This is a genomic window from Deltaproteobacteria bacterium (genome assembly GCA_016208165.1).
GTDB lineage: Bacteria > Desulfobacterota > Desulfarculia > JACQYL01 > JACQYL01 > JACQYL01.
Window position 1 is genome coordinate 20,800 of record JACQYL010000034.1, and the last position, 23,163, is coordinate 43,962.

At 55.9% G+C, this 23,163-nt stretch carries 26 protein-coding genes; 11 read left to right on the plus strand and 15 right to left on the minus strand.

From position 1 onward, the window contains the following. Positions 1-132 precede the first annotated feature (132 nt). The 3 genes from HY788_07685 to dctP all read left to right on the plus strand — a co-directional run bounded on the left by HY788_07685 (position 133) and on the right by dctP (position 3,430). Positions 133-1,035: an alpha/beta hydrolase gene (locus HY788_07685; protein MBI4774045.1), complete on the plus strand. Its 903-nt coding sequence runs from the start codon at positions 133-135 to the stop codon at positions 1,033-1,035. A 366-nt stretch (positions 1,036-1,401) separates the two neighbouring features. Then, positions 1,402-2,190: an SDR family oxidoreductase gene (locus HY788_07690; GenBank protein MBI4774046.1), complete on the plus strand. Its 789-nt coding sequence runs from the start codon at positions 1,402-1,404 to the stop codon at positions 2,188-2,190. 256 nt (positions 2,191-2,446) lie between these two features. Further along, positions 2,447-3,430 carry a TRAP transporter substrate-binding protein DctP gene (gene dctP / locus HY788_07695; protein ID MBI4774047.1) on the plus strand — a complete coding sequence of 328 codons (984 nt, stop codon included), beginning with the start codon at positions 2,447-2,449 and terminating at the stop codon, positions 3,428-3,430. A 148-nt stretch (positions 3,431-3,578) separates the two neighbouring features. Here the strand turns inward: dctP and HY788_07700 are convergent, their stop codons facing one another. From HY788_07700 to HY788_07735, 8 genes are all read right to left on the minus strand, one after another. Continuing rightward, complete coding sequence (locus HY788_07700; protein MBI4774048.1) at positions 3,579-4,898, minus strand: class I SAM-dependent RNA methyltransferase; 1,320 nt, start codon at positions 4,896-4,898, stop codon at positions 3,579-3,581. Positions 4,899-4,961: 63 nt separating this feature from the next. Continuing rightward, a complete protein-coding gene (locus HY788_07705; GenBank protein ID MBI4774049.1) occupies positions 4,962-5,213 on the minus strand; it encodes a hypothetical protein in 252 nt (83 codons plus the stop codon). 100 nt (positions 5,214-5,313) lie between these two features. Next, complete coding sequence (locus HY788_07710; GenBank protein MBI4774050.1) at positions 5,314-5,817, minus strand: hypothetical protein; 504 nt, start codon at positions 5,815-5,817, stop codon at positions 5,314-5,316. A gap of 21 nt (positions 5,818-5,838) precedes the next feature. Then, entirely contained in the window at positions 5,839-7,233 is a 1,395-nt protein-coding gene (locus HY788_07715) for a thioredoxin family protein (protein MBI4774051.1), read from the minus strand. Positions 7,234-7,272: 39 nt separating this feature from the next. Then, the gene (locus tag HY788_07720; GenBank protein MBI4774052.1) at positions 7,273-7,629 is read right to left on the minus strand and encodes a rhodanese-like domain-containing protein; all 357 of its coding nucleotides are present in this window, start codon (positions 7,627-7,629) and stop codon (positions 7,273-7,275) included. Between the two features lie 81 nt (positions 7,630-7,710). Continuing rightward, on the minus strand, positions 7,711-7,971 hold the full coding sequence (locus HY788_07725) for a hypothetical protein (protein ID MBI4774053.1): 261 nt from the start codon (positions 7,969-7,971) through the stop codon (positions 7,711-7,713). A 12-nt stretch (positions 7,972-7,983) separates the two neighbouring features. Further along, the gene (locus HY788_07730; protein ID MBI4774054.1) at positions 7,984-8,166 is read right to left on the minus strand and encodes a hypothetical protein; all 183 of its coding nucleotides are present in this window, start codon (positions 8,164-8,166) and stop codon (positions 7,984-7,986) included. A gap of 18 nt (positions 8,167-8,184) precedes the next feature. Then, entirely contained in the window at positions 8,185-8,514 is a 330-nt protein-coding gene (locus tag HY788_07735) for a winged helix-turn-helix transcriptional regulator (protein MBI4774055.1), read from the minus strand. Positions 8,515-8,900: 386 nt separating this feature from the next. Between HY788_07735 and HY788_07740 the strand changes: the two genes are divergently transcribed. From HY788_07740 to HY788_07760, 5 genes are all read left to right on the plus strand, one after another. After that, a complete protein-coding gene (locus HY788_07740; protein MBI4774056.1) occupies positions 8,901-9,218 on the plus strand; it encodes a winged helix-turn-helix transcriptional regulator in 318 nt (105 codons plus the stop codon). Between the two features lie 387 nt (positions 9,219-9,605). Further along, entirely contained in the window at positions 9,606-10,097 is a 492-nt protein-coding gene (locus HY788_07745) for a thioredoxin family protein (protein ID MBI4774057.1), read from the plus strand. 105 nt (positions 10,098-10,202) lie between these two features. After that, positions 10,203-10,622 (plus strand): putative zinc-binding protein, encoded by a 420-nt coding sequence (locus tag HY788_07750; GenBank protein MBI4774058.1) that lies wholly within the window; start codon positions 10,203-10,205, stop codon positions 10,620-10,622. 28 nt (positions 10,623-10,650) lie between these two features. Then, the gene (locus HY788_07755) at positions 10,651-11,169 is read left to right on the plus strand and encodes an arsenate reductase ArsC (GenBank protein ID MBI4774059.1); all 519 of its coding nucleotides are present in this window, start codon (positions 10,651-10,653) and stop codon (positions 11,167-11,169) included. A 475-nt stretch (positions 11,170-11,644) separates the two neighbouring features. Further along, the gene (locus HY788_07760) at positions 11,645-11,920 is read left to right on the plus strand and encodes a thioredoxin fold domain-containing protein (protein MBI4774060.1); all 276 of its coding nucleotides are present in this window, start codon (positions 11,645-11,647) and stop codon (positions 11,918-11,920) included. Between the two features lie 85 nt (positions 11,921-12,005). Here HY788_07760 and HY788_07765 read toward each other — a convergent pair whose 3' ends face one another. The 7 genes from HY788_07765 to HY788_07795 form a co-directional block, all read right to left on the minus strand. Beyond that, a complete protein-coding gene (locus HY788_07765) occupies positions 12,006-13,193 on the minus strand; it encodes a hypothetical protein (protein MBI4774061.1) in 1,188 nt (395 codons plus the stop codon). A 40-nt stretch (positions 13,194-13,233) separates the two neighbouring features. Then, positions 13,234-14,349, minus strand: a complete 1,116-nt coding sequence (locus tag HY788_07770) for an SPFH domain-containing protein (protein ID MBI4774062.1) — start codon at positions 14,347-14,349, stop codon at positions 13,234-13,236. A 221-nt stretch (positions 14,350-14,570) separates the two neighbouring features. Continuing rightward, positions 14,571-15,290, minus strand: a complete 720-nt coding sequence (locus HY788_07775) for an ABC transporter ATP-binding protein (GenBank protein MBI4774063.1) — start codon at positions 15,288-15,290, stop codon at positions 14,571-14,573. After that, complete coding sequence (locus tag HY788_07780; GenBank protein MBI4774064.1) at positions 15,277-16,059, minus strand: ABC transporter ATP-binding protein; 783 nt, start codon at positions 16,057-16,059, stop codon at positions 15,277-15,279. Before HY788_07780 ends, HY788_07775 begins: the two co-directional genes overlap by 14 nt. Continuing rightward, positions 16,059-17,084, minus strand: coding sequence for a branched-chain amino acid ABC transporter permease (locus HY788_07785; protein MBI4774065.1), 1,026 nt, complete (start codon positions 17,082-17,084; stop codon positions 16,059-16,061). Before HY788_07785 ends, HY788_07780 begins: the two co-directional genes overlap by 1 nt. A gap of 55 nt (positions 17,085-17,139) precedes the next feature. Next, positions 17,140-18,066 (minus strand): branched-chain amino acid ABC transporter permease, encoded by a 927-nt coding sequence (locus tag HY788_07790; protein ID MBI4774066.1) that lies wholly within the window; start codon positions 18,064-18,066, stop codon positions 17,140-17,142. A gap of 70 nt (positions 18,067-18,136) precedes the next feature. Then, positions 18,137-19,303, minus strand: a complete 1,167-nt coding sequence (locus HY788_07795) for an ABC transporter substrate-binding protein (protein ID MBI4774067.1) — start codon at positions 19,301-19,303, stop codon at positions 18,137-18,139. A gap of 449 nt (positions 19,304-19,752) precedes the next feature. Between HY788_07795 and HY788_07800 the strand changes: the two genes are divergently transcribed. From HY788_07800 to HY788_07810, 3 genes are all read left to right on the plus strand, one after another. After that, positions 19,753-20,700: a lactate dehydrogenase gene (locus tag HY788_07800; protein ID MBI4774068.1), complete on the plus strand. Its 948-nt coding sequence runs from the start codon at positions 19,753-19,755 to the stop codon at positions 20,698-20,700. 526 nt (positions 20,701-21,226) lie between these two features. Continuing rightward, a complete protein-coding gene (locus HY788_07805) occupies positions 21,227-22,174 on the plus strand; it encodes an HDOD domain-containing protein (GenBank protein ID MBI4774069.1) in 948 nt (315 codons plus the stop codon). After that, positions 22,152-23,132 (plus strand): GAF domain-containing protein, encoded by a 981-nt coding sequence (locus HY788_07810; GenBank protein MBI4774070.1) that lies wholly within the window; start codon positions 22,152-22,154, stop codon positions 23,130-23,132. The genes HY788_07805 and HY788_07810 overlap by 23 nt, the downstream gene beginning before the upstream one ends. Positions 23,133-23,163 lie beyond the last annotated feature (31 nt).

The window sequence follows — 23,163 nt, forward strand, 5'->3', positions numbered from 1 at the left end:
ATCTGCGAATTCCAAGCCCGGACCACAAACCCGTTTCAGGGCCTAGCCGTTTACACGACGAGCACAGGCCATCCTATCGGATACGAGGAAGGGGAATGCATCCTTTTAAACTTCCAAGGAGAGGAAACGACTATGCGCAGAAACATTGAATTCAAGACGGAAGACGGCGTCACGTTGCGGGGCTGGTTCTATCCCGGCGTAGGCGCAGCCGGAGCGGCGCCCACCATTATTATGGCTCACGGGTTTTCCGCCACAAAGGAGATGTACCTGGACAAATTTGCGGAGGTTTTCTCGGAAGCCGGGCTCAACGCGCTGGTGTACGATAACCGCAACCTGGGGGAAAGCGACGGCAAACCAAGACAGCACATCGACCCTTGGAAACAAATATCCGACTATCGGGACGCCATCACCTATGCCGTCAGTCTCAAGGAAGTGGACGAAAACCGGATCGGCGTCTGGGGATCGAGTTACAGCGGCGGACATACCATCGTTGTGGCAGCCATCGATCGGCGGGTCAAATGCGTGGTATCTCAAGTGCCTTTGATCAGCGGTCTCAGAAATGTGAAAAGGCTCATTCGTTCTGATGTTCTCCCAGCGGTACGGGCGAACTTCGATATGGATCGGGCTTCACGATACGCTGGAAATCCTCCGGCCATCATACCGGTGGTTGGAGTAAACCCCGGCGATCCATGCGCCTTGCCCACGGAGGACTCACGTAAATTCTTCCTCGAGACCTGTAAAACGCTGGCGCCTTCATGGCGAAATGAAGTTACCTTGCATTCGGTGGAGCTGTTTACCGAGTACGAGCCGGGCTGGTATATTCGGAACATATGCCCCACCCCGTTCATGCTGATAGTAGCTTTGGGAGATACGCTCGTGCCCTCGGAGATCGCCTGCGAAGCATACGAGCAGGCCCTGGAGCCCAAGAAATTGCTCCTTCTGCCGGGAGGCCATTTTGATGCTTACGTGAGTCCGGCCTTCGAGATTTCGAGCGCCGGGCAACGAGATTGGTTCGTGAAGCATCTTAAACCGTAGGCAGTACGTATTGATTCTTTGAAGTGAAATGCGCAACCGGGCCGACGGTCGTCGCGGATGATCCGTAGCGGCGACCCGGTTCTTTATGAGTGACCGATCGCGATGTTTACGGGGAGCCGGGTGGAGCTTTTTCGTAAGAATTGCACCCGGACTCCTCCCCCAAAACACGAATTCGGATTGGCGCTCCGCTGAAGATGAATATGATGGTATAATAATAAATGAATGCCATCATCAAATTCGCCGGATGGACATTCCGTGGGGATCTATTTTTTTTCGACGAAGTTAACTCTACAGTGGAGGAAATTGATGGCTGGTTGTTCCATGGACACGGAAAATCGCACCCCTAACAAGCAAAGAGAAGTTTTCTTGACTCTGAAGAATAACGGCCTCAAGGGCCGGGTGGCCATAATCGCCTCTCATCGTTCCGGCAAATGCATTCCAAGCGAATTGGCGCAGATACTCGTGGCGGAGGGGGCCATCGTTTATGCTGTGGACACGCATCAGAGAATAGTCGACATTGTGGCAAAAGAATCCGAAGCAGAGTTCGGAACACCCGTCAACACCAAGGTGCTGGACTTTTTTGATGCGGAGCAGGTGGAAGGCTTCATCCAGGAAGTGAAGAAGCGAGAAGGACGCGTAGATATTCTCGCTACGGATCTCGGGTTGCTGGAATTCATGGATCACCTGAAACCATTCTTCGAACAGGAAAGGACGGAGTGGAGAACCCAGTATCGCAATATATTTGAAGTCACCCTCCTGTGGACCAGAGCGGTTGTCCCGGTCATGATGGAAAACAACTTCGGTCGCATCATTCACATGGTTTCCGATTCCGGCCGAATCGGGGTGCCCAGGATGTCCATTTACGGCGCCTTCAAAGCTGCCGTGAGTTCCTTCTCGAGATCCCTGGCTCAGGAACTGGCCCGCTATAAGATTACGTGCAATTGCGTGTCCCTGGGCATACAGGAAATCGACGAACTCAAAAGATCCAGCAAGGAGGCCATCACCAAACTCGACAAGACCCTGAAACTCGTGCCCTTGAGGCGATACAGTGAACCCGAGGAATTGGCGTTGATGATCGCCTACCTGGCCTCGGATCTGGGCTCCTATATAACGGGACAGACTATCAGCGTATCCGGAGGGCTCGTCATGACCTGAAGCCCTGAAAGAACAGCCGTGGGACCCCGAAAACACCCGGCTCTGCACTCGGAACCGTTGTTGTCAAAACGCGTCACTTAGGGCTCCGTAAGGCGGTTTGGACATTAGGACAGATTGATAGGGGCTCTTCCCCGGCGTCCGGATTGAAAGCAGAAACTTTCTCTTTGACTTGATAACACCACGTTTGACATACATATGAAACTGTAACGGCCGAAGTCCATGGCCGTTTCAGACGCCTGCGAGGAGATTACTAGACATGCGATCCGTATCGAGTGCTTGTACATGGTTCCTTTTGCTCGCCTGCATCTGGACGGGTTCCGCCGGCGCGGCCCAGACCGTTAAACTGGCGGTGGTGACCAAGCCCGGCAGCGCCCAGGCCATCTGTGCGGAAAAATTCGCCGAACTGGCGTCCGCCGCATCTCAGGGCGAATTGCAGGTGGAATTGTTTCACAGCGGCTCCATGGGAAACGAAACCGAAATCCTGCAAAAGCTCCAAGGTGGGCAGATCCAGATAGCGGTGGTGACAGTGGGGCCCTTCGATGAGTTCGTGCCTGAAACCCGGGTGGTGGAGTTTCCTTTCCTATTCAAGAACCACGCCCACGCGGATCGGGTCCTGGACGGCAAACCGGGACAAACCGTGCTGGATGCGCTCGAAAAGGCGGGATTCAAAGGCCTGGCCTTTTCAGAAAACGGCTTCCGTCATCTGACGAACAACAAGCGTCCCGTGCATGACGCCTCTCAAGTGAAGGATCTCAAGATCCGTGTCATGAATTCCGCACTTCAAGAGGAACTCTGGACGATTTTGGGCGCCCGGCCGATACCGCACCCGTGGCCGATCGACGAATTTCTCGCCGCCGGCGGCATAGACGGGCAGGAGAATCCCATATGGGTCCTTTGGGAATATAGATTCGATAAACTGCAGAGGTATCTCACCCTTACCGGGCACGTCTATTCGGCTCACATTTGCGCCGCCAACCTGAACTGGTTTGAAAGCCTCCCGGCGGCCCTCCAGGGTACGGTCCGGCGCGCCATGCAGGAAGCCGCTCTTTATCAGCGCTCCTATAACCGCGGTCATGAAAAAGAGTACCTGACAAGGCTAAAGGAGGCCGGGATGCAGGTAGACGAGCACCCCGATCTCGACTCGTTCCACGCCAAGACGGCCGATATCGCGAGCCTGCCCTTGTTCCGGGAACCCGACGTGAAACGTCTGCTCGACCTTTTCATGAATGCATCTCGGTGAGCGATGTTTGACCGCGGTAAAGGCCGGCAAAGAGTACGGCCGGAGTTTCGCTCGATTCTTGCGCCGCGGCGAGGAAGGCTCCTTGTATCAGCGACAGGATCGGGATCGAAATCGACTCGCACCCTACCCCGCGGAATTCGTCAAGTCCCTACCTAGTAAGGTAGTTTATGGATTCCACGTGATACGTCTGGGGGAACATGTCCAGGGGAAGAGACCACTCGAGTCGATAACCGGATTGGGTCAGCACGTTCAGATCCCGGCAGAGCGTGGCCGGTTCGCAGGAAATGATCACCACGTGAGGCGCCTTCAGATTGGCAATCCGGGCGATTTCCGCCTTCATGCCCGACCTCGGTGGATCCGCCACGACAACGTCGTAGGATTCCTTGGGCTTGGGAGGGGCCCCCAACGCCCGAGCCGCCGTCATGCACCGTACTTTCACCTTTTTCAAGTCATACCTTCGTATGTTTTCCAGAGCGCTTTTGACCGAAGGCCTATACACTTCAAACGCATCCACGGAATGGCCCCGGAGCCCCATGGGTACGGTGAAATTCCCGGCTCCTGAAAAGAGCTCGATCACCCTCAAGGAAGGACCGATCCGATCCAGTATTCCCAGCACCTCCCGGATCATGATCAGGTTGACATCCCAGTTGGCCTGCAAGAAAACCCCCGGGAGCACGAGCAGTTCCGGAGGGGCGGCGCCGCCGTCCGTCCCGCTTGTTGCAAGGGGAAAAGGGACCAATGCTTCCGTTTTCGGCTCGGGAAACAACCATTCGGGATCACCTTGTCTTTCCTTGCACCAGACAAGGCTCGCGATGGAAGGCAGACCCTCGAAGAGGCCCGCGAGCCGCTTGCCGAGGGAAGGCGTAAGCGGCGACGACATCCGCAGGCATACTTGAACCGACGTGCTGCCGGGAGCCGCTGAAATCACCAACTCGGATACGTTACCGTCAAAAACGCTTCGAAAATGCTCCCTCCGCAGCGTTCCGATAAGAAGGTTCGTCGCCTCGGTCGCCAGCAGACAACGCTCCACTGAAACCAAACGATGGGAACGGGTTCCAAAAAAGCCGACCCGTCCCTGACGCACCTTGAGGGTCAGGCTTGTTCGGTATCCAAACGGTCTGGGAGAGGCCTCTATCGGCCGGATGCGCGGAGGCAGAACTCCACCCTGGCGCTGCAGAATCTCGGTAAAGAGCTGCTCTTTAAAGACCGGCTGAGCATCGTCGCGAATGTGCTGCCAATGGCATCCTCCGCAATCAGCGAAATAGGAGCAGGGAGGGTTGAGTCGGCGGTTCGGGGAAGGGTCAAACACCCGGACCAGCCGCCCCCAAGAATAACGCTTCTTCTCCTGAAGCGTCTCGAACAGGATGTGTTCCCCGGGCAGGGTATACGGCACGAAAACGACTCTCCCGTCCTTTCGACCGACACCCACGCCGCCGTGCGCCAGCGCCGTTATGGTCATCTCTTCCATAATCAACGGCTCGTTCCATTCCGTTTCGGGCGAGCCGATTCCTCCACAAGGCGCCCCCAGTTTTCAATCGAACAGACGTGCCATGAAGCCTTTCTTCTCAGGATCCGGCTGCGGGAGTCCAAGGAGCCGGCAGATCGTCGCCTCGAGTTCGTATTCCGAAACATCCGCTCCCTCGACCACGATCTCGTCGCCGACCATGACGGCCGGGGCCGCGGGCAAATCGAGTTCGAAGTATTCATCCGTCATGTACTCTGCTCTGGGTTTGGAAATGCTTTCGATTTCAACGTCGTATTTTTCGCCCAACCTGGGCATAATCTTTTTAAAATGCTTTCACGGCTTGCCGTTGGGCTCGTTCATAAAAAAACGAACTTTAATCATATCACCCTCTCTTTCGTCGTTTCAATTGGAATGGACGTTAGAACTTCTGTTCGCGAATGCTGTGGTAAACAGCCTTGCACATGGGAGAAATACCTCCCTTTTTCCCTTCCGGATTCTTGAAGCCTTCCGAACCTCGGAGACTCTCCAGATAATCTCGCGGTTCCGCCAGAGTGAGAAAGAACGGCTTGGCAGATGGAGGTTCGATCTTGAAAAGCCAACCGCTGCCGTATGGGTCCTCGATGACTTTTTGGGGATCGTACGGCAGTCCTTCGTTCGGATGAATTACCCCGTCCACCGGTGCGTCCAGATACAGCAACTTCTGGGTGATGGCCACTCCGACGCTCTGACCTATGGCAACGGTTTCTCCCTCGGACACCAGCCAATTGAAGTCATTGAATCCGCCCGCCAGCGTCAGCGCCGGCTCACTCAAACCGAAAACAATCGTCTCGTTTTCCAGTTTGGCCCATAATCCCGTTTTCTTGACATAGCGCCGATCTTCAGGAATTTCGACGCGCTTGCCTAAGAACTTGTCGATATGCACGGATATCTCCTTGTTTCCTGTTTATCCGTCGGTTAGACGTTTAGTACTGTTTTCCGGACCTGGGATCGGAGATTCCTTGACCCGGTCCATCCGCCGGAGGAATTGCTCCGGAGGCTCGAAATCCACGAGACGCAAATCCCGCCGTTCTTTTCCCTGGGCGTCCAGAAAAATGATCGTGGGCACTCCCTTGATTTCAAAACGGTCCAACAAGCTTTCTTCCAAAATTTCCTGTTGTGCGTTCCCGGAACTGGTCAGATCCACTTTGATCATAACAAACCGTTTTCTTGCCCGATCGACGACCTCCGGATGACGAAATACGGCGTCTTCCAATTCACGGCAAGGAGCGCACCATTCCGCATAGAAGTCTATGATGACAGGCTTGCCGGTTTCACGGGCCTCGGCGACAATCTCCTCCGAATAACGGTTCCACTGTGCGCCCGGACCCTGCAGAATCCAGCCTCCGACCCAAAGCGCCGAGATACTCACACCGATCACCAGAGTTACGAGCCTGATCCAGCCAAAGAGCCTTCCGGTCGAAGGAGTCTTCTCCAGCCATCCCAGGTGAAGACCCGCCGACAGGCTCACCGCGGACAGGCCAAAGATGGTCGCCGTCTCCGGCAGCAGGGGCCGGATAAAGTAAACGGCCATAGCCACCAAAACCCAGCCCATGAGTTTGCGAATCCATACCATCCATTGGCCGGATCGGGGAAGTTTATCGATAAGTCCTGAAAATAGGGCTAGAAAAAAGAGCGGGAGCCCGAGACCCACGCTCAACGTGAAAAACACCAGGAAGCCGATCCCCGGGGAGCCCATGCCCGCGACCCAGGTGAGCAGTCCCAGAACAAACGGTCCAAGACACGGGGCCGCAACCACCCCTAAAGTGATTCCCATGAACAGGGAGCCGAAATATCCGGCGTAGGATCGGGAAGCCGCCTGGGTCAGAGACGAAGGAAGGCGAAGTTCCCAGAGACCGAACAGGCTCGAGGCAAACAAAACCAGAATCGCAGCTACCAGAATAAGCACCACCGGGTTCTGTAACGCCGCCCCAAGAAGCCCGCCGCTCAATGCCGCAATGACGCCCAGGACCGAGTTGGTGATGCACAAACCTCCGATGTAAAGGGAACCGTGGACGATCAGCTGTCCCCGGCCGCCCCCGGACCGGCCACCGAAATAAGCCGCGGTGATGGGAATCAACGGATATACGCACGGAGTCAGGTTGAGAGCGATTCCGCCCAGAAAAACGCCCAGAAGGGTCCAAATGATGCCCAAGCCGGACAAGGTCCCAGGGGCTCCGGATGATTCGGTTAACCCGGGGGCCTCCAGAGAAGACCGCTCCACAGGCATACCCGCCGCCTGCCAGTCCGGATACCCTTTGGGGTCACGAAACACATTGGTGTAGCCTGATTGAACGGCCACCCGGGCCGCCGAGTCGCTCCGGACTCAGGTCAGTCCCGCTCAGTAGAAAACAACGAATCGTTCCTTATCCGGCCCGAGGAGGCGTTCCAAAGACTTCTGTTTCCGCCAACGGGACCACCATGTCGGCTCCATGGGAAAGTTTACCGCACCCTTGATGTGGCCGGCGCGGTATTCCCATTCCTGCCGTGTATCCACAAGCAGAAGGCTCTCCGGATTCTCCCGATACCGTTTCCCCAGTTCCTCCGTACGGATGAGTTTGTAGCCGCCTTTTTCGGCTTCGCTGACCACGTCTTCCCAGGAAGCCTGCTTAGGGCTCAGGGAGCGGCTGGTGTACCAGAGCACGCCCGCTACCAGCAGGAGGGCTGAGATTAACGCGAAAAATACTTTTTGGCTCATAAAATCCTCGTTGTTCTCATCGTTCCCAACCGAATAGACTGCAGCCCTCGTCAAGACGCGATCCCAAAGAGATCGGAACCGTCAGAGTTTTTCTTCCTTCTGCAGTTTCTTTAGAAGAAAGTTGGCGCCCGACCGGGATAGTCCCAGTTCTTTCGACAAGGTATCGGAATCAATAACGGGGCTCCGCCTTGCCAGTGAAAGCACTTCGCGCTCGAGTTCTTCCAGCCAATCCTCGAAAAGCACCAGCAGATCCGGTTCGGCAACGGACATGAGCAGCTTGGAACGGGCGACTTTATCCATCAGGGTCTGACACATGCGTGTTGGATCGACACCTTCGTCCATGCATTCCGCCAGTCATAGATGAACCATGCTGCCGATCTTTTCATCTTCCGCCTCTCCGAAAAGGTCCATCACGAATTCGATCCGGGCCCCCTCATCCAGCACGGGGAGCAGTTTTTTCATCGTGCTCGATAACATGGATAACGCTGCTTCCGGCTCCATGTCCTCAACGATGGTGTCTATTGCGGTCGTGTCCATACTAGGTCTCCCGGAATTTTAGAAAGTGTCTCTGTGCGCGAGGAGGCGCGTCGCAAGATTCGACAAGGCTTTCAAGATACCTATGGTATCTCTGTCCGCCATCTCGTAGTAGACAAAGGGACCCCGGCGTTCCACTTGAACCAGCAACGCATGTCTCAATTCCTTCAAATGATGCGACACGAGGGGCTGGGAGAGATGGAGTTCTTTCACGATGACCGAAACGGGCTTTTTGCCACGGCTTACGGAAAAAAGGATGCGCAACCGGTTTTCGTCGGACAGGGATTTGGCGAGAAAGGCCACGTCGGCATAGTTATCACCCGTAAGTGGCTCTTCGGGCTCGAGGTCGATCCTGAGTTCTTCATGTTCATCAGTGGCGCCGGTTCTACTCACGAGAGTCTCCCGGATTCATTCCGTTGATGCGTTAAAAGGTCGTCATCCGAAGGTTCTTTGGCGAACCGCACCTGCGGACTTTTGCCGGACGGTTGCGGATTCGCCGGGTCCGATGTCGCGGGCAACCCTACAGTGACGAGTGGTGCTGAATTCGCTGTACGCGTTGGATCACAGGCGCAGCAGAGTCATCCATCAACATATCAATGTGTATTTATATCTTAATCGACGGCGCATTGTCAAGCCTTTCGGTTGATTCAAATCTGCGGCTCCAGACAGGGCTCTATTCATTCTTGACAAACCATTTCTATATGGCTATTTTGCCATAAAACCAAACGGAACCCGTTATGACCCTTCAAGACCGAGACATCTTCAAGATGAAAGCGCACGTGGCCAAGGCCCTGGCGCACGAAAGCCGGCTCATCATGCTCGACGCCCTCAAAAACGGCGATATGTGCGTCTGCGATTTGACGGACCTGATAGGGGCGGACCAATCCACCGTGTCCAAGCACCTGTCCGTTTTGAAGAACTCCGGCATCCTCAGTGACCGCAAGGAAGGAAACAAGGTCTACTATCATCTCGATACGCCTTGCGTGCTGGACTTCTTCACCTGCGCTCTGGAAGTGATCCGCCGGCGCACGGAGACGTTTCGAGTGATCCGGTAAGGACCGGATGCGGGTGTGGTTCTAAGAAATGGACATATGACCACAGGCCCGTCCTATGTCCGCAAGCCGCCCGCTCTTCTTCGAGATCGGCCGGTCCCGTCCTCGCCGAATAGGCCGCCGACCGGAAGCGTCACGGCTGCGGACAAACTGCGGTGCTTCGTTTAATCGTCATTGTTCCGTGAACGATCGCACGCATGCCATAACAGCCCGTTGAAAAAGCCGGGTTATTACAGGCCGCTGAAAAACGATGAGATGCAAGGCGCGCAAATTCCTATGAATGAGGCGTACATAGAGTACGTCGCAGTGACGAGGGATGAAGCGCAACGCCGCAGATCGCGTTTTTCAACGGCCTGATAGGGGTTACGGTCAGGATAGGAGACAACGGCCATGACGGAGGATGTGACCCGAATTCGTGTCGGGAAAAACACAATCGGCATCACCGGTCTGAAAAGCGTGCTGGAAGAATTGGCGACATCTCACTCGGAGACTTCCGATGACGAAGTCCGCCGACTGATGCTGGACCGGCTGAGCCGCGACAACTACATTCCGAACACAGCGAGAGACGAATACGGTAACGCGTTTGTTCGCGAGTTCCGCAAATTCCTCGGGCAGGCCCGCGAAGAACCTCCCGAGCGGGAACTGACTATTCAGGTGCTGGGGCCGGGTTGCTCCCAGTGCGAACGTCTGGAACACATCGTTATGCAAATCCTGACGGAGATGAACCTTGGCGCCTTCGTGGAACACGTGAAGAACGTCAAAGAAATAGGTGAATTCGGGGTAATGGGCGCGCCCGCGCTGGTGATCAACGGGAAAGTGGTGTGCGTGGGGAAAATACCTCCCGTTGGTAAAATCAAAGAGTGGCTTCTCGAAGCCAAATGACCCGATGAGAAACGATACGAAGCATCAGAGAAACCAACGGAAATCGGAGTCCCGAAACCATAAGGCCGGGAAGCCGCTTTTCGTCTAAGGTTCAAGGAGGACGTCATGGCGCAGGATTGCTGCACTCCAAGCGGAAACATCATGATATTGGCCTGCTCCGGAGGATCAAACGTGGGCCAGCTTTCCAACCAGGCCGCGGTGGAGCTTACCCGGGAAGGGTTTGGAAAGATGTTTTGTCTGGCGGGCATCGGGGGAGGTCTAAGCGGTTTTGTCCAGTCCGCCAGGGACGTACCGAGTCTGGTGGTCATCGACGGCTGTTCCGTTGCTTGCGCCAAAGCTACCTTCGAGCAGGCCGATGTCCCGTTGAGAGGGTATCTGGTGATTACCGATCTGGGTATCGAGAAAAACAAGGATTTCAATCTGAAGCCCGAAGACCTGGCCCGGGTGAAGCAAGCGGTGCGCGACGCGGCCAAAAGTCAGACCTCGGCGGCGGCGGGCGAGGCGACTTCGAACTGCTGCTGCTGAAGGGAATTAAACTCGAGAGTGAAGAAGCATGAAAGCCCCCCATAAGATCCGCATAGTGTATCTGTGTACGGGAAACTCCTGTAGAAGTCAGATGGCCGAAGCCTGGACCCGTGAGCTGAAAGGCGACCTTGTGGAACCCTATTCCGCGGGCATCGAGGTTCACGCGCTGGACCCTCTGGCGGTTCAAGTGATGGCCGAGGTCGGTTTGGACATTTCTCACCAGAGATCCAAGCATATCGACGCGGTACGGCATCTGACCTTCGATTATGTGATCACCCTGTGCGATCACGCCCACCAGACCTGTCCGGTGTTTCCCTCGGACACCAAGGTGGTCCACAAAGCATTCGACGATCCGCCCGGGTTGGCCTCCAAATCACGAACCAGGGAGGAAGCCGTCCGGCATTACCGGAGAGTTCGGGACGAGATCAGGGCCTTCGTGGAAACACTTCCGGACGCTCTGGAAGAATCGACGGAAACGAAGGATCCGATATTTGAAGCCGGAATTAAAGGATTTTTAAACGATCTGCCCGGCAAGCGCACGAAATAGAGAAGGCCGTCAGGCCGTTCAGCAACGACTTGGAACCGCTTGGTTGGTCGCACGCAAGCAGATTCAGCCACAGGGTTCGGTACCCCGGGGCAACCTGCGGCCTTGGCCTTGAAGGCCTTCATGGACCTTCCCGCTTGGGACCCATGTTCGGAGCTCAGACCCATGGAAGTCCCCGAATCTTAAAGAACGACACAAGCACAAGTTCTTGGCTTGTTCGAGAAATATATGTATAACCGGGCGGCGCCCTGCATTCCGGGCAAAAATGCCATGCGCGGGTTCGCAAATCGGTGAATCGGCCGGGCCTGGACCTGAATCCCCGTGAGCTTGAACGCTCCTAGATCCTTTCAATATCCGGAGGTATGCTGTTGTGCGTTTTCGAGTCTTGTTTGTCTTAACGATCTTACCGTTGTTGTGTGCAACACCTTCGCTGTCGGCCTCGGAAGCGTCAGCCGACGTCGCTCTTCCCGTAGAGGGGATGGTGACCATGATCGATTTCGGCGCCGACACCTGCATTCCCTGCAAGATGATGAAACCGATTCTCGAAGAATTACACATGGAATATAAGGGTAAAGCCGCCATCGTTTACGTCGATATCCGCGGGCGATCGGACATTCCGCAAAAATACCGGTTACGCGGCATACCCACTCAAGTGTTTTACGATACGTCCGGTAAAGAGGTGTACCGTCACGTTGGATTCATGGATAAAGCATCCGTCGAGAAACAGCTGCAAGACATGGGCGTTCGCAAGTAGGCGGGTATCCTCCAAGAACGAGAACCGAAGCCCGTGATCGAATCGGTTTTCTTGATCGTTCATAAATGGTCCGATTCCAAACCATTCAGATGTTCCTTCCTATGCGGATAGCGCTTCTGGAAAGACTCACCAGACTTTCCGCCTGATACAATTCATTTCCCCTGGGTTCGAAAGGCACGAACACAAGGGCGGCCCTCTGTAAACGCGTGTGGATTTCAGGAAGGAGGGGAAAGATGGACTTTTTGGCCACCGTCAAGTCGGCCAGCACGATTTTGCGGACATCGCCGGCTTCCTTCAGGGGCAGCGTGGCAGGGACCATTGGAGCGTCCGGAAGCCCCCTTTCAAACTTTCTGACGGGTTGGACACCGGTCAGGTGCCTGCAGAGCCTTAGAAAAAGGACCGGATGCACCTTGAAAGCAGGCGCCCAGAAGCGAAACCGAATGCTTTCCCACTCGCTCTGGGCTACTTTGGGCAGGTTGAGCGTTCGCACCAGGTCCGCGTAGGACGCCAACCGAATTCCCTCGATTCGCGGTTCGATCATCCAGAAGGGTAGAAATACGCTTCCGGGCTCCCGGGCCGGCCAGACGGCGAATTGAACCTGCTCTAATTCCCCTCCCGAAGTCGTCCATACGGAATTACAGTGCCGGCAAAGCAATACGTGACTGTCCATTTCGCCGGAAAGGTCCCACCCGCACCGGGGACATAGCGCCGGGAGGAAACCCGTCTGCCACTGCATTTTTGCTTCCGCGGACTCGAACGCGACTTGCATTGCGTCATCCGCCGGGGAAAGGGGCGAGCCGCAAACCGCATCGTACAGCCGATTTTGCTCAAAGTACACGGGAGCGTACACCATACCCAGCGACTCACCAACGAACTGCTGATGGAGGACCGGTTCGTTCACACTCGGATCGCCCGAGGGACTTTCAAGCTGAGACAGAACGTGCTCGAAGGAACGGTCCGGTCGGAGGAACACGCCGGGGGTGCGCGGGCTGACGAACCTCAAGTTCAACACTTGCGGTCTGAAACCGAGAGACAAAGGCAAATTGCCCAAGTGCGTGGCCGAACGGCTCATATCGATGATTCGATGCTCGATCTTCTGACCCTTGCAGGCGAACCGCATGCCTTTGAAACGCCAGTAGGGAACATAGAAGACCTTGTCCGGAGACGGGTCGGGGGGAGGAAGATAGGTGCGAAAATAATCCGGCGTGGTAATCAGGAGCTTGACGCGGCAAAACCCGCACAAAAAGAGACGCTCACTCTCCTCGAGCGTCACGGGCGCCCCACATTGGGGGCACTGCCAATCTATATTCCAACTAGAGCTTTTCACCGCACTGATTGCAGAAAACAGCGTCGGACAGATTCTCGGTTCCGCATTTTCGGCACGTCCTCACGGGCGGCGCTTCTTCCACCGGGTGGCCGCATTTGGAGCAGAATTTCGCATTGGGAGCGAGGTTTTTTCCGCAATGCAGGCACTGGCTGAACACCAACATCTGGTGGCCGCATTGTGGACAAAACCGCGTATTGTCGGTCACGGGTTGCGAGCATTCCGGGCATTTGAGCGTTTCCTCCCCGGGACTCCGCCCGGCTCGCAGGTACTCGGAAAACAATCCGGGCATCATAAAGCCAAGCCCCATACCCAGGGCCGAACCCGCGCCATCGGGTGACTCGGAGCTTTTCTCGAACGCCATGGCCGCTTTCATTTTTAGCAGCTTATTGAGGTCGTCAAACACGTTCAGACGGCTTTTGTCGTCGATGGCCTTCTGAACTTCCGGAGGCGGGGTGATGGCATTGATGTAAAGGCCGGCGAGGCCGAGGCCGAAGTGGGCGAAATCCTCCTGAAGCCGCGTCCTGAGGCCGCCGGAAAGTTCGTCGTATCGGCCGGGCAAATTCAGGACGCTGTCCAGATGCTCACCGAGATGATCGTTGAAACGGGAGACAATCACACGGCTCAGATACTCTTCGATTTGATCGGTCGTGAATATACCCTGCGTGCCCACCAACCGGTTGATCAACAGCAGAGGCTGGACGATCCGGATGTTGAAGACACCGAAGGCCCTCAAGCGTATGAGTCCCAATTGTCCGTCCTTGAACGCCACCGGATCCCGCGTTCCCCACGTCAGATTGGGAAACGTCTTCATGTTCGCGAACCACACCTCGGCTCGAAGGGGGCTTGTCATGCCCCACGGGATGGAGAGGATCTTCGTCAGAATCGGGATATTGGCCGTGACCAGGGTGTGCCGCCCGGGCCTGAAAGCGTGAATGGCTTTCCCGTTGTAAAAGAAAACAGCCACCTGGCTCTCACGTACGACGAGCTGGGCTCCGAATTTGATTTCCCCGGAACCTTGCTCAGGGATTCGGTGCACGATCTCCTTTCCCGATTCATCAAACCACTCGATGACTTCCAGAAAGATAACGTTATTGGTTCCCATGATCTCCCACTCGCTGCAAGCTATCAACGGTTGCTTGGAAAAAGGGCCCGACTCCGGACTTCAAAAAGGAATGCCGGTTCCCGGCCGGTACGCAAAGCGGAACCCATAGATTACGGTCCCTTAAACCATATCGGATTGCACGGCAATTACTTTAGTCTTATGGATTAACTGGAGGAGCCCCGCAGCAGGGAGTGTTCCCCAATCACCCTGTCAACTCATACCTATCCCAGGTAGGCCCTTTTCACTTCCGGGTTTTCAGCGAGGTCGCGGGCAGGACCCTCCATCACGATGCGGCCGGTTTCCATAACGTAGGCGCGGTGGGCGTAGGAGAGCGCAAGGCGGGCATTTTGTTCAACCACCAAAATGGTCGTGCCGGTTTCGTTGAGTTCCTTCAATACGCGAAACAGCTCCTGCATGAGCATGGGCGCCAGACCCATGGAAGGTTCGTCGAGCAATATGAACGTGGCCCCGGACATAAACGCCCTGCCGGTGGCCAGCATCTGCTGCTCGCCGCCGCTCAACGTATCCACGCGCTGGTGCTTCCGATCGGACAACCTTCGAAACAGAGTGAACACCCGATCGTAGTCCTTGGATATGGCCTCGGTGTCTCTGCGGGCGTAGGTAGCCAGTTTGAGGTTTTCCAGGACCGTGAGATTACCGAAAATTCGCCTGCCCTCGGGAACGAGCCCAATATGGCGCCGCGCCACAACTTCGTGAGCCGCCACATTGAGGAGATCCGCGCCTTTATAGGTAATACGGCCACTCGTCACGAGGGGAGCTTCCGGAGGAGGCAGCCGCATAATGGTCATCAAGGTGGTGGACTTACCGGCCCCATTAGCGCCCAGGAGGGCAACGATCTCTTGAGGCTCTACATGGAAGGAAACACCGTGCAAAGCCTCTATGGCGCCGTACCGCGCGTGTAGTTGCTCAACTTGAAGCATGGGTTGATTCCTGACCGCCGAGGTAGGCTTTGATCACGGCCTCGTTGCGGCGGATATCGGAGGGCGTGCCTTGTGCGATGGTTTTTCCGAAGTCCAGCACTTGAATCCGATCACACAGGGACATGACCACCCTCATTTGATGCTCGATCAGCCAGATGGTGAGACCGAAACGCTCCCGGATCCATCGAATGGTCTCGATAAGTTGTCCGGCTTCACCCGGATTCATGCCCGCAGCCGGTTCATCCAGCAGCAGCAACCTAGGACGCACCGAGAGGGCCCGGCATAACTCAACCCGACGCTGCAGCCCGTACGCCAGATTCCCGGGCGCCTCGTCCGCATAGTCCTCGAGATCCAGGATCTCCATCAGTTCCCTCGCGGACCTGCGAACACGGCCTTCGCACTCCCGGTACCGTTTGGTCCTCAGGATCGCATCCAGAAATCCGTAGCCCAGCCGATGGTGCTGAGAAATACAGACGTTTTCGAAGACGGTGAGCGTGCTCCACAAACGGATATTTTGAAATGTACGAGCGATCCCTAAAGCGGTCACGGCATGAGGGCGCAAGCCCGCAATCGTTTTCCCCAGGAATCGGATTTCACCTTCCGATGGCTCGTAGAACCCGCAGGTGAGGTTGAACAGAGTGGTTTTTCCCGCTCCGTTGGGTCCTATGAGACCCAAAAGCTCACCCTCTTCGAGTTTCAGGTTGAAACGCTCCACGGCCCGGAGCCCGCCAAAATCATGGGTGAGACCCAAGACCTCCAGAAGGACCATCAGCTTGTCGGCTCCTTGGCTTGAAACCATCGCCGAAGTTTTGGAAATACATCGGATAGCTCCCTGTTTCCCATGATTCCTTCAGGACGGAACAACATCAGCACGATCAGCATCAGCGGGACGACCACCCACTTCAGCACCTGTAACGGCCGGAGCAGCTCGAGCAACAAGGTGAACACGACGGCGCTCATCACCGACCCGCTCAACGAAGCCATGCCTCCCAGGTAGACCATCACCATGACTTCCGTTGATTTGAGGATCGTAAACGATCCGGGATTGATATATCCGAGGATATGGGCGAACAGTCCTCCGGCCACTCCGGCCAGACCGGACGAAAGCATGAAGGCGATCATCTTTATTCGGCGGGTATTCACTCCCATGATTTCAGCGGCGATTTCATCATCTCGAATAGCTACCATGCCTTTACCATACGTCGAATTGACGAAACGGCGAATCAGCCACACCGTGATCCCCACGGACACGAAAATCCAGATCATCACCCATGGAAGGTCGATCGCCTCGGTCATGGATTTTACCACCTTGCGCATTCCCATGAATCCTCTGGCGCCGCCGATCGCCTGGATGTTCTCGATCGAACTCTTGACGATGTAGTTGACCGCTAAAGTGATGATGGCCAGATAATCGCCCCTGGTGCGAAAGGAGGGAACGGCCACGAGGAGCCCGGCCAACGCAGCTCCGATCCCGCCGATCAGGAGCGTTACCGGGAAAAGAAAGAGGGCGCTGCTCGGGGGAAAAAGGGGCGGACCGAAAACCTGATCGGAAGCAAAAAGCCAGACGTTCAATATGGATGCGATGTAGGCCCCGACGGCCATGAATCCGGCGTGCCCGCAGGAGAATTCGCCCATATAGCCGTTGATCAGATTCAGCGACGAGGAGAGGATGATATTGATCCCGATGAACATGATGACAATCTGAACGTAGGCATTGATGCCGTTCCATTGGGTCAAGGTCAACACCACGATGGCGGCAAGTGCGTACAGAACAAATCCAACGCTCGGTCGCATGAAATCCTTTCAACAGCCTTTCGTGCACAGCGAGTCGCCCGGAGAGCGATCCGCGCTAAATTTTCGTACTCCGTGCAACGCCGAAAATCCCGGTGGGTTTAAAACTCAGGAAGATCAACAATACAAAAAACGCGATCAGATCTCGAAGCGTGGAAGGAAAGAAGGCGGCCACGAAAATCTCGACGAACCCCAACAGAAATCCTCCGACAAACGCTCCCCGGATTTCCCCAATTCCTCCAACAACAGCCGCAATAAACGCTTTCCAGCCAATGAGCGCTCCCATGTAGGGTTCGAGCACCGGATAGGCCGCGGCGAACAGGACTCCGGCCAAGGCCGCCATGGACGAACCCAGCACGAACGTAAACACGATGACCGTGTCCACGGGTATGCCCATGAGCGGAACCGCGAACCGGTCGTAGGAAATCGCTCGCATGGCCATACCCAGTTTGGTCTTTCGGACGACGGCTTCCAGAAGCAAGAACACGATGACGGTCGTTACAATGACCAATAACTTGACATTGGTGACGACCACTCCTCCCCACTGATATACGACTTTCGGAATCAGTTCGGGAAAGCTGCGCCGGCTCGCTCCCAGGAGGGCCAGATTCCCGTGTTCGAGAATGAGACCCGCCATCAGCGCGGTGATCACGAGATATAGACGGCCCGCCCCTCTGCGCCGGAGAGGACGGTATGCTACGCGCTCGAGGGTAACGCCCACCCCCGCGGTGAGGACCATGGTGACCAGGACGGTGATTACGAAGAGCACTTCATTGGGGAGGCCAAAAGGAATATGATACGAGTAGGAGCCGATCAGGAAGGTAGCCACGAAAAATCCGATGTAGGCTCCCACCATAAAAATGTCGCCATGGGCGAAATTGATCAGCAACAGCACACCGTAGACAAGGGTGTAGCCGAGGGCAATAAGGGCGTAAAAACTGCCCCATTGAAGAGCATTCAGCAAGTTCTGAAGAAAATGGTCCAGGGACAATAGAACGCTCTCTGTTCGAATCCGATAAAAGGGTTCCTATCGATCGAGAAGCACGATGCCGGAGTCACGGGCACACGGATTTGTAAAATTCGTATTCGCCCTTATCGTTGATTTTCACCACAACGGCGCATTTGATGGGATCCCCCGTCGTCGTGAAACTCATCTTGCCGGTAACTCCCTCGAAGTCCTTGATTTTCGCCAGCTCGTCTCTTACCGCCTTCCGGTCGTTCTGAAGGTTGCCCGTCAATCCCCTCGTGTTCCGGATGGCTTCGAGCAAGAGCCGGATGGCGTCCCAGGTCAGGGCGGCCACGTCATTCGGCACTCGTCCGTACTTGGCTGAGTACCGGTCGATGAATTCCTTTGTAGAACCCTTTGCGCCCACGGGAGAGTAGTGCGTGGTGAAAAACAACCCTTTGCAGTCGTCTCCGCAGAGCCCCATGAGGTCTCCGCTGCCCCAACTGTCGCTGCCCATGATGGGCTTTTTCCACCCCAGTTCGTGAGCCTGTTTCACGATAAGAGGCACTTCACCGTAGTATTGAGGGACGAACAGCACATCGGCGTCCGATTTGACGATATTCGTGAGCTGAGCGCTGAAGTCCGTGTCCTTGGTTGTAAAGGTTTCGAATGCAACCACGGAACCGTCCCCGTGCCGTTTCTCGAATGCTTTTTTGAAATCGTTCGCCAGACCGTTCGGATAGTCGCTGGCAATGTCGTAAATGACGGCGGCTTTCTTGGCGCCGAACTCTTCGGAAACGAAATTCACGGCGACCGGTGCTTGGAACGGATCCAGGAAACAAGCCCTGAAGACGTAAGGTCGGTTCAATGTGGTGTTGGGATTGGTGGACCAGGGAGAAATCATCGGCGTCTCGAATGAATCGGCCGTTTCACCCGCGGGTACGGCCTGTTTGCTGGCCTGAGGGCCGATAATGGCGAGGACTTCGTTCTGGGTGATGAGCTTCAGCATCGCGGCTGTGGCGGATTCGGCCTTCTCCTCGTTGTCTTCGTACACAAAGTCGAGGTCGTAAACATCCTTTCCCACCTTGACGCCGCCCGCGCCGTTGACCTGCTCCTTCAGCATTTCAGCCGCCTCCTTCGAGCTTTCACCCACGTCCGGAATGCCGCCCGTCATGGGCAAATTGAACCCGATTTTCAGGGACTTCCCCCAGGCGCCGCAAACGCACATCAGAGTTACGGCCAGCACCACCACACCACCCACCAAAAGCCTTCGCATGGCATCCTCCTTTTCCCGGCATCCTGATCCCAACAAAAAAACCGGCTACAGCCTCTCATGGACAAAAATCGATACCCGGTGACGTTCGCCATTCCGAACACAGACGCCGTCGATTTTCAAGTCCAAAATCAAAGCAGCAGGTCCGATATGTGAAAGCGCGTCTCCGGGAAGGTCGCTTGCGGGAACGGTCCGATCCCTCACCCGCTCCCATACGTCGATCGTACGGATCAGGGAATTCGTCCGGATTCCCGAGCCGGCGCCGATCGAAGAGTCTTTACCCCGGAATTCGTCTCGGCTACAATCCGGTCCGGAAGCGCGGCCCTCCGAGATCCCCGGAGGTCCGAATGCCGTCCGCATCGTTGCCATGAAATCAGCACGGATCCTGTTACGAGGCTCGCCCGGGATCCTTCGAGCCAAAACCCTCACACCCGGACCAAGGAGGTCACGTCATGAGGATCCTGTTTGCCGCTCCGGAAAACGCGTGGGGCGGATTTTTCGGCTCCATCCGCGAGGAACTTCCCGAATTCGCCTTTGAGGCCTCGGGAAAATTCTCCGTAGAGACCCTGCAAGGGTTCGATATACTGATCCCTACCATGTCCCCCGTGACAAAGGATCTGATCGACACGGCGGATCGCCTGCAGCTCATTCAGCAATGCGGATCCGGTTTGGAGGGCGTGGACATCGATGCGGCTCGGGCGCGGAATATCTGGGTGGCGAACGTGCCCACCGACAGTTCCGGCAACGCCGACTCCGTCGCCGAATTGGGCATTTATATGATGGTCGGGCTTTCCAGAGACGTTCGGGGAATGGAACGAAGCCTTCGAGATCGTCGAATGGGAGAACCCCGTGGAAGAGCCCTTTCCGGCAGGACCGTCGGACTGATCGGACTCGGCGGAATCGGCCGGGCCATGGTGCAAAGGCTCAAATCGTTCGGCGTTCACATCATTGGCGTCAAGCAACACGATCCGGCCAAGGCCGGGAAAGAACTGGGTCTGGATTGGGTTGGAGGGCCGGAAGATCTGAAAAAGCTGCTCGAACGTTCGGACTTTGTGGTGCTTGCCCTTCCGGTGAGTCCCTTGAGCAGGCGCATCATCAACCGGGAAACGCTCGCTTTCATGAAACGAGATGCGTATCTGATCAATCTGTCCAGAGGCGGCCTCGTGGATCGCGATGCGCTGGAAGAAGCCCTGGCAAAAGGTCGCATCGCAGGAGCCGGCTTGGATGTCTACTGGGAGGAACCACCCGATCCCGCGGATCCTATCTTCAAGTACAACGTATTGGCCACTCCTCACATCGGCGGATCCACCGATGTTTCCATGAACGGAATCGTGAAGGCGGTTGCGGAAAACATCCGACGGGTGGAGAGGGGCCTGGAACCGTTCCATGCGAAGAACTGAGCCAACGACCGATCAGGATAGGGACGCTCCCCCTTGGTCTTACAGCTCGAGGTCATATGATTCCACCCGGAGGGAGAAGCCGTCCGCTTTTTCGCATCGCGGGCGGCAAGGCGGCGCCCCACCGGAACAGGGACGTCGTTCTTCGCTTCCGAGCGCCTTGCCCGGCCTTTGCCAGGCGAAACTAAACCAAGACCCCTGCTCGATGGTCGAACCCGAGTAGGCCTGATTCCGAAACGGAAGACAGCGAAAAGCGCCCGGCGAGTCTGGTCAGGCTGGCTTCCCATCCGATCTACGCGGCCGGTGTGATGCAAATCGCGCCGACGAATTACTTTTTTGTAATCTAAAGCTCCATGCCGTTCTCTCTTCCGTCTTCCGAAACGACTTCACCCCGGCTGAAAACGGGCAAAAACGTGCTTGACGGGTGATAAGGAACTGAATTCATTAGGACCCGACTTATTGTGCTTTTCTTTCCACCCTTGGTGGCACGGTGGTTGCGAGATTTCTGCTTGGATGGGCTCGCTCGGTCTTGGAACCCAACGGACTTCCCAAAGAAGGCGAGGAGGCGTTGTCGAAGAAAGATCTCAACTCTCTGCTTGATGAACGGCGGCGGCATGTCCTGCAAATCGAGCGCCTGGAGGCCATGCCTCATGTGGTCTGGCAACTTCTGGAAGCGCTTGGAAGTAGTCACACGACCGCGGCCAAACTGGAGAGTATCATCGAACACGATGTAGCGCTGGCGTCCAAGTTACTGAGTTTGGCCAACTCGGCCTATTATGGCTTTCAGCAAAGAATCACCACCATACGGCATGCCGTGGTGCTTATCGGCTACAGGGAACTGCAGTTCTTGGCTTTGGGCAGCGGATTGGCCGGGGTTTTCGATTTCAGGAAGACGCCTCGCGGCTTTAACGCCGAAGCCCTATGGGTCCACTGCATGGCTGTTGCCTGGGCGGCGAGCTTCATTGCCGAGGCTACCCGCCAGGTAGCTCCCGGCGAGGCCATGATCGCCGGGCTGCTGCATGACGTGGGTAAACTGGTTCTCGCCACCTGTTTGAAAGAAGACCTGGCTGCCCTTCTGGACCTGGAGGAAGGTGGCATGCCTTATTATCTGGCGGAAGAAGAACTTGGATTGGAACACACGCGCATCGGCTACTGGTTGGCCAAAAGGTGGAGTCTCCCGGAAGTCCACACAATGGTTATTCAGGGACATCATCGTCCCCAAGTGAAAAACCCTTACGTGAAGGCTGTTTGTATCGTTGCCTTGGCCGACCGGCTCGTCAAGGCGCTTCGACTCGGCATGATCCATGACTCCCGGCCGTGGAATGTTTCCATGGCGCTGAAGGCCTTGAATCTTTCCGAAAGAACGTTTCGCGAAATAGCGACCCACGTCGGGCGGATGTTACCATCCATGCAGCATCTCTGGCTGCAGCTTCTGGGGAAAGGGGAAAATCTCCGTGATCGATCCGGTCGAGGTTGAGGGACTGGTTCAGGAGAACCGGCGGCTCAAAGAACAACTCGGCGATTTGAAGACCGAGAATGAAAAACTGGTCGGACAAAACCGAGGTCTGTTCGATATCCTGCCCAACATGGGGATCCGACTCGAGTCTTCCGTTAGAATGCTGTCCACCATCTCGCAGCTCACAGCCGTAACACTCGAGGGTTTCAGTCTGCGCAGCGCGGTTACCGAGATTCTGGAGATTCTGGTCCGCGAACACAATGACATCGAAAACTGCTCCGTGCTGCTGTACGATCCGGCGGAAAACCTGCTCCGGCTGCTGGCGGCCAGGGGCGCCGTCGATCTGTTGGGGGAACAAACCGGTCCGTATAATAGAAATCTCACCTTCAGGATTGGAGAAGGAATAGCAGGGCGCGTATTCGCCGAGAACAGACCTCGATTCTGGGACGAGACTTCTTCCGACCCCGGACTTCTCAAACGGAATTCCGGCTCGTTCACCCCTCCGGCCCTGGCGTGTCTGCCGTTGTCGACCAGGGATCAGACCATTGGAGTGCTGAACGTTTCCTTTGGAACTCCCGAGCCTCTGCCTTCCCATCGCAAGCGAGATCTCTCCATCATGAGCGGCGTTGTGGCCAACATCGTTCAGACCCTGTTGCTCAGGTGCGAGGTTGACGAGAAATCGGCTTCACTCCACGCCAAGGTGCTGGAATGCGAGCGGGAGATCATCGACCGACTCCGGGTGGAAGAAGACCGGGAACGCTTAATAGGAGAGCTTCAAAACGCCCTTGCCGAAGTCAAGAGATTGAGCGGCCTTCTGCCGATTTGTGTGAACTGCAAGAAAATACGGAACGACGAAGGGTATTGGGAACAGGTCGAGTCCTACATCCGTAAACATTCCGAGGCCGAATTCAGCCACGGAATCTGCCCCGAATGCGCCAAAGTGCTCTATCCCGAGTTCAGGTCTTCGCACTCCGAATAACGTCGTTGCATCGAGGCGACCCGTCCGCGTC

Bases quoted from the DNA above. Each gene is read 5' to 3' on its own strand.
- HY788_07685 (MBI4774045.1), top strand. From the start codon at position 133: ATGCGCAGAAACATTGAATTCAAGACGGAAGACGGCGTCACGTTGCGG.
- dctP (MBI4774047.1), top strand. From the start codon at position 2,447: ATGCGATCCGTATCGAGTGCTTGTACATGGTTCCTTTTGCTCGCCTGC.
- HY788_07700 (MBI4774048.1), bottom strand. From the start codon at position 4,898: ATGGAAGAGATGACCATAACGGCGCTGGCGCACGGCGGCGTGGGTGTC.
- HY788_07720 (MBI4774052.1), bottom strand. From the start codon at position 7,629: ATGAGCCAAAAAGTATTTTTCGCGTTAATCTCAGCCCTCCTGCTGGTA.
- HY788_07725 (MBI4774053.1), bottom strand. From the start codon at position 7,971: ATGGACGAAGGTGTCGATCCAACACGCATGTGTCAGACCCTGATGGAT.
- HY788_07730 (MBI4774054.1), bottom strand. From the start codon at position 8,166: ATGGACACGACCGCAATAGACACCATCGTTGAGGACATGGAGCCGGAA.
- HY788_07740 (MBI4774056.1), top strand. From the start codon at position 8,901: ATGACCCTTCAAGACCGAGACATCTTCAAGATGAAAGCGCACGTGGCC.
- HY788_07745 (MBI4774057.1), top strand. From the start codon at position 9,606: ATGACGGAGGATGTGACCCGAATTCGTGTCGGGAAAAACACAATCGGC.
- HY788_07750 (MBI4774058.1), top strand. From the start codon at position 10,203: ATGGCGCAGGATTGCTGCACTCCAAGCGGAAACATCATGATATTGGCC.
- HY788_07755 (MBI4774059.1), top strand. From the start codon at position 10,651: ATGAAAGCCCCCCATAAGATCCGCATAGTGTATCTGTGTACGGGAAAC.
- HY788_07760 (MBI4774060.1), top strand. From the start codon at position 11,645: ATGGTGACCATGATCGATTTCGGCGCCGACACCTGCATTCCCTGCAAG.
- HY788_07770 (MBI4774062.1), bottom strand. From the start codon at position 14,349: ATGGGAACCAATAACGTTATCTTTCTGGAAGTCATCGAGTGGTTTGAT.
- HY788_07775 (MBI4774063.1), bottom strand. From the start codon at position 15,290: ATGCTTCAAGTTGAGCAACTACACGCGCGGTACGGCGCCATAGAGGCT.
- HY788_07780 (MBI4774064.1), bottom strand. From the start codon at position 16,059: ATGGTCCTTCTGGAGGTCTTGGGTCTCACCCATGATTTTGGCGGGCTC.
- HY788_07785 (MBI4774065.1), bottom strand. From the start codon at position 17,084: ATGCGACCGAGCGTTGGATTTGTTCTGTACGCACTTGCCGCCATCGTG.
- HY788_07795 (MBI4774067.1), bottom strand. From the start codon at position 19,303: ATGCGAAGGCTTTTGGTGGGTGGTGTGGTGGTGCTGGCCGTAACTCTG.
- HY788_07800 (MBI4774068.1), top strand. From the start codon at position 19,753: ATGAGGATCCTGTTTGCCGCTCCGGAAAACGCGTGGGGCGGATTTTTC.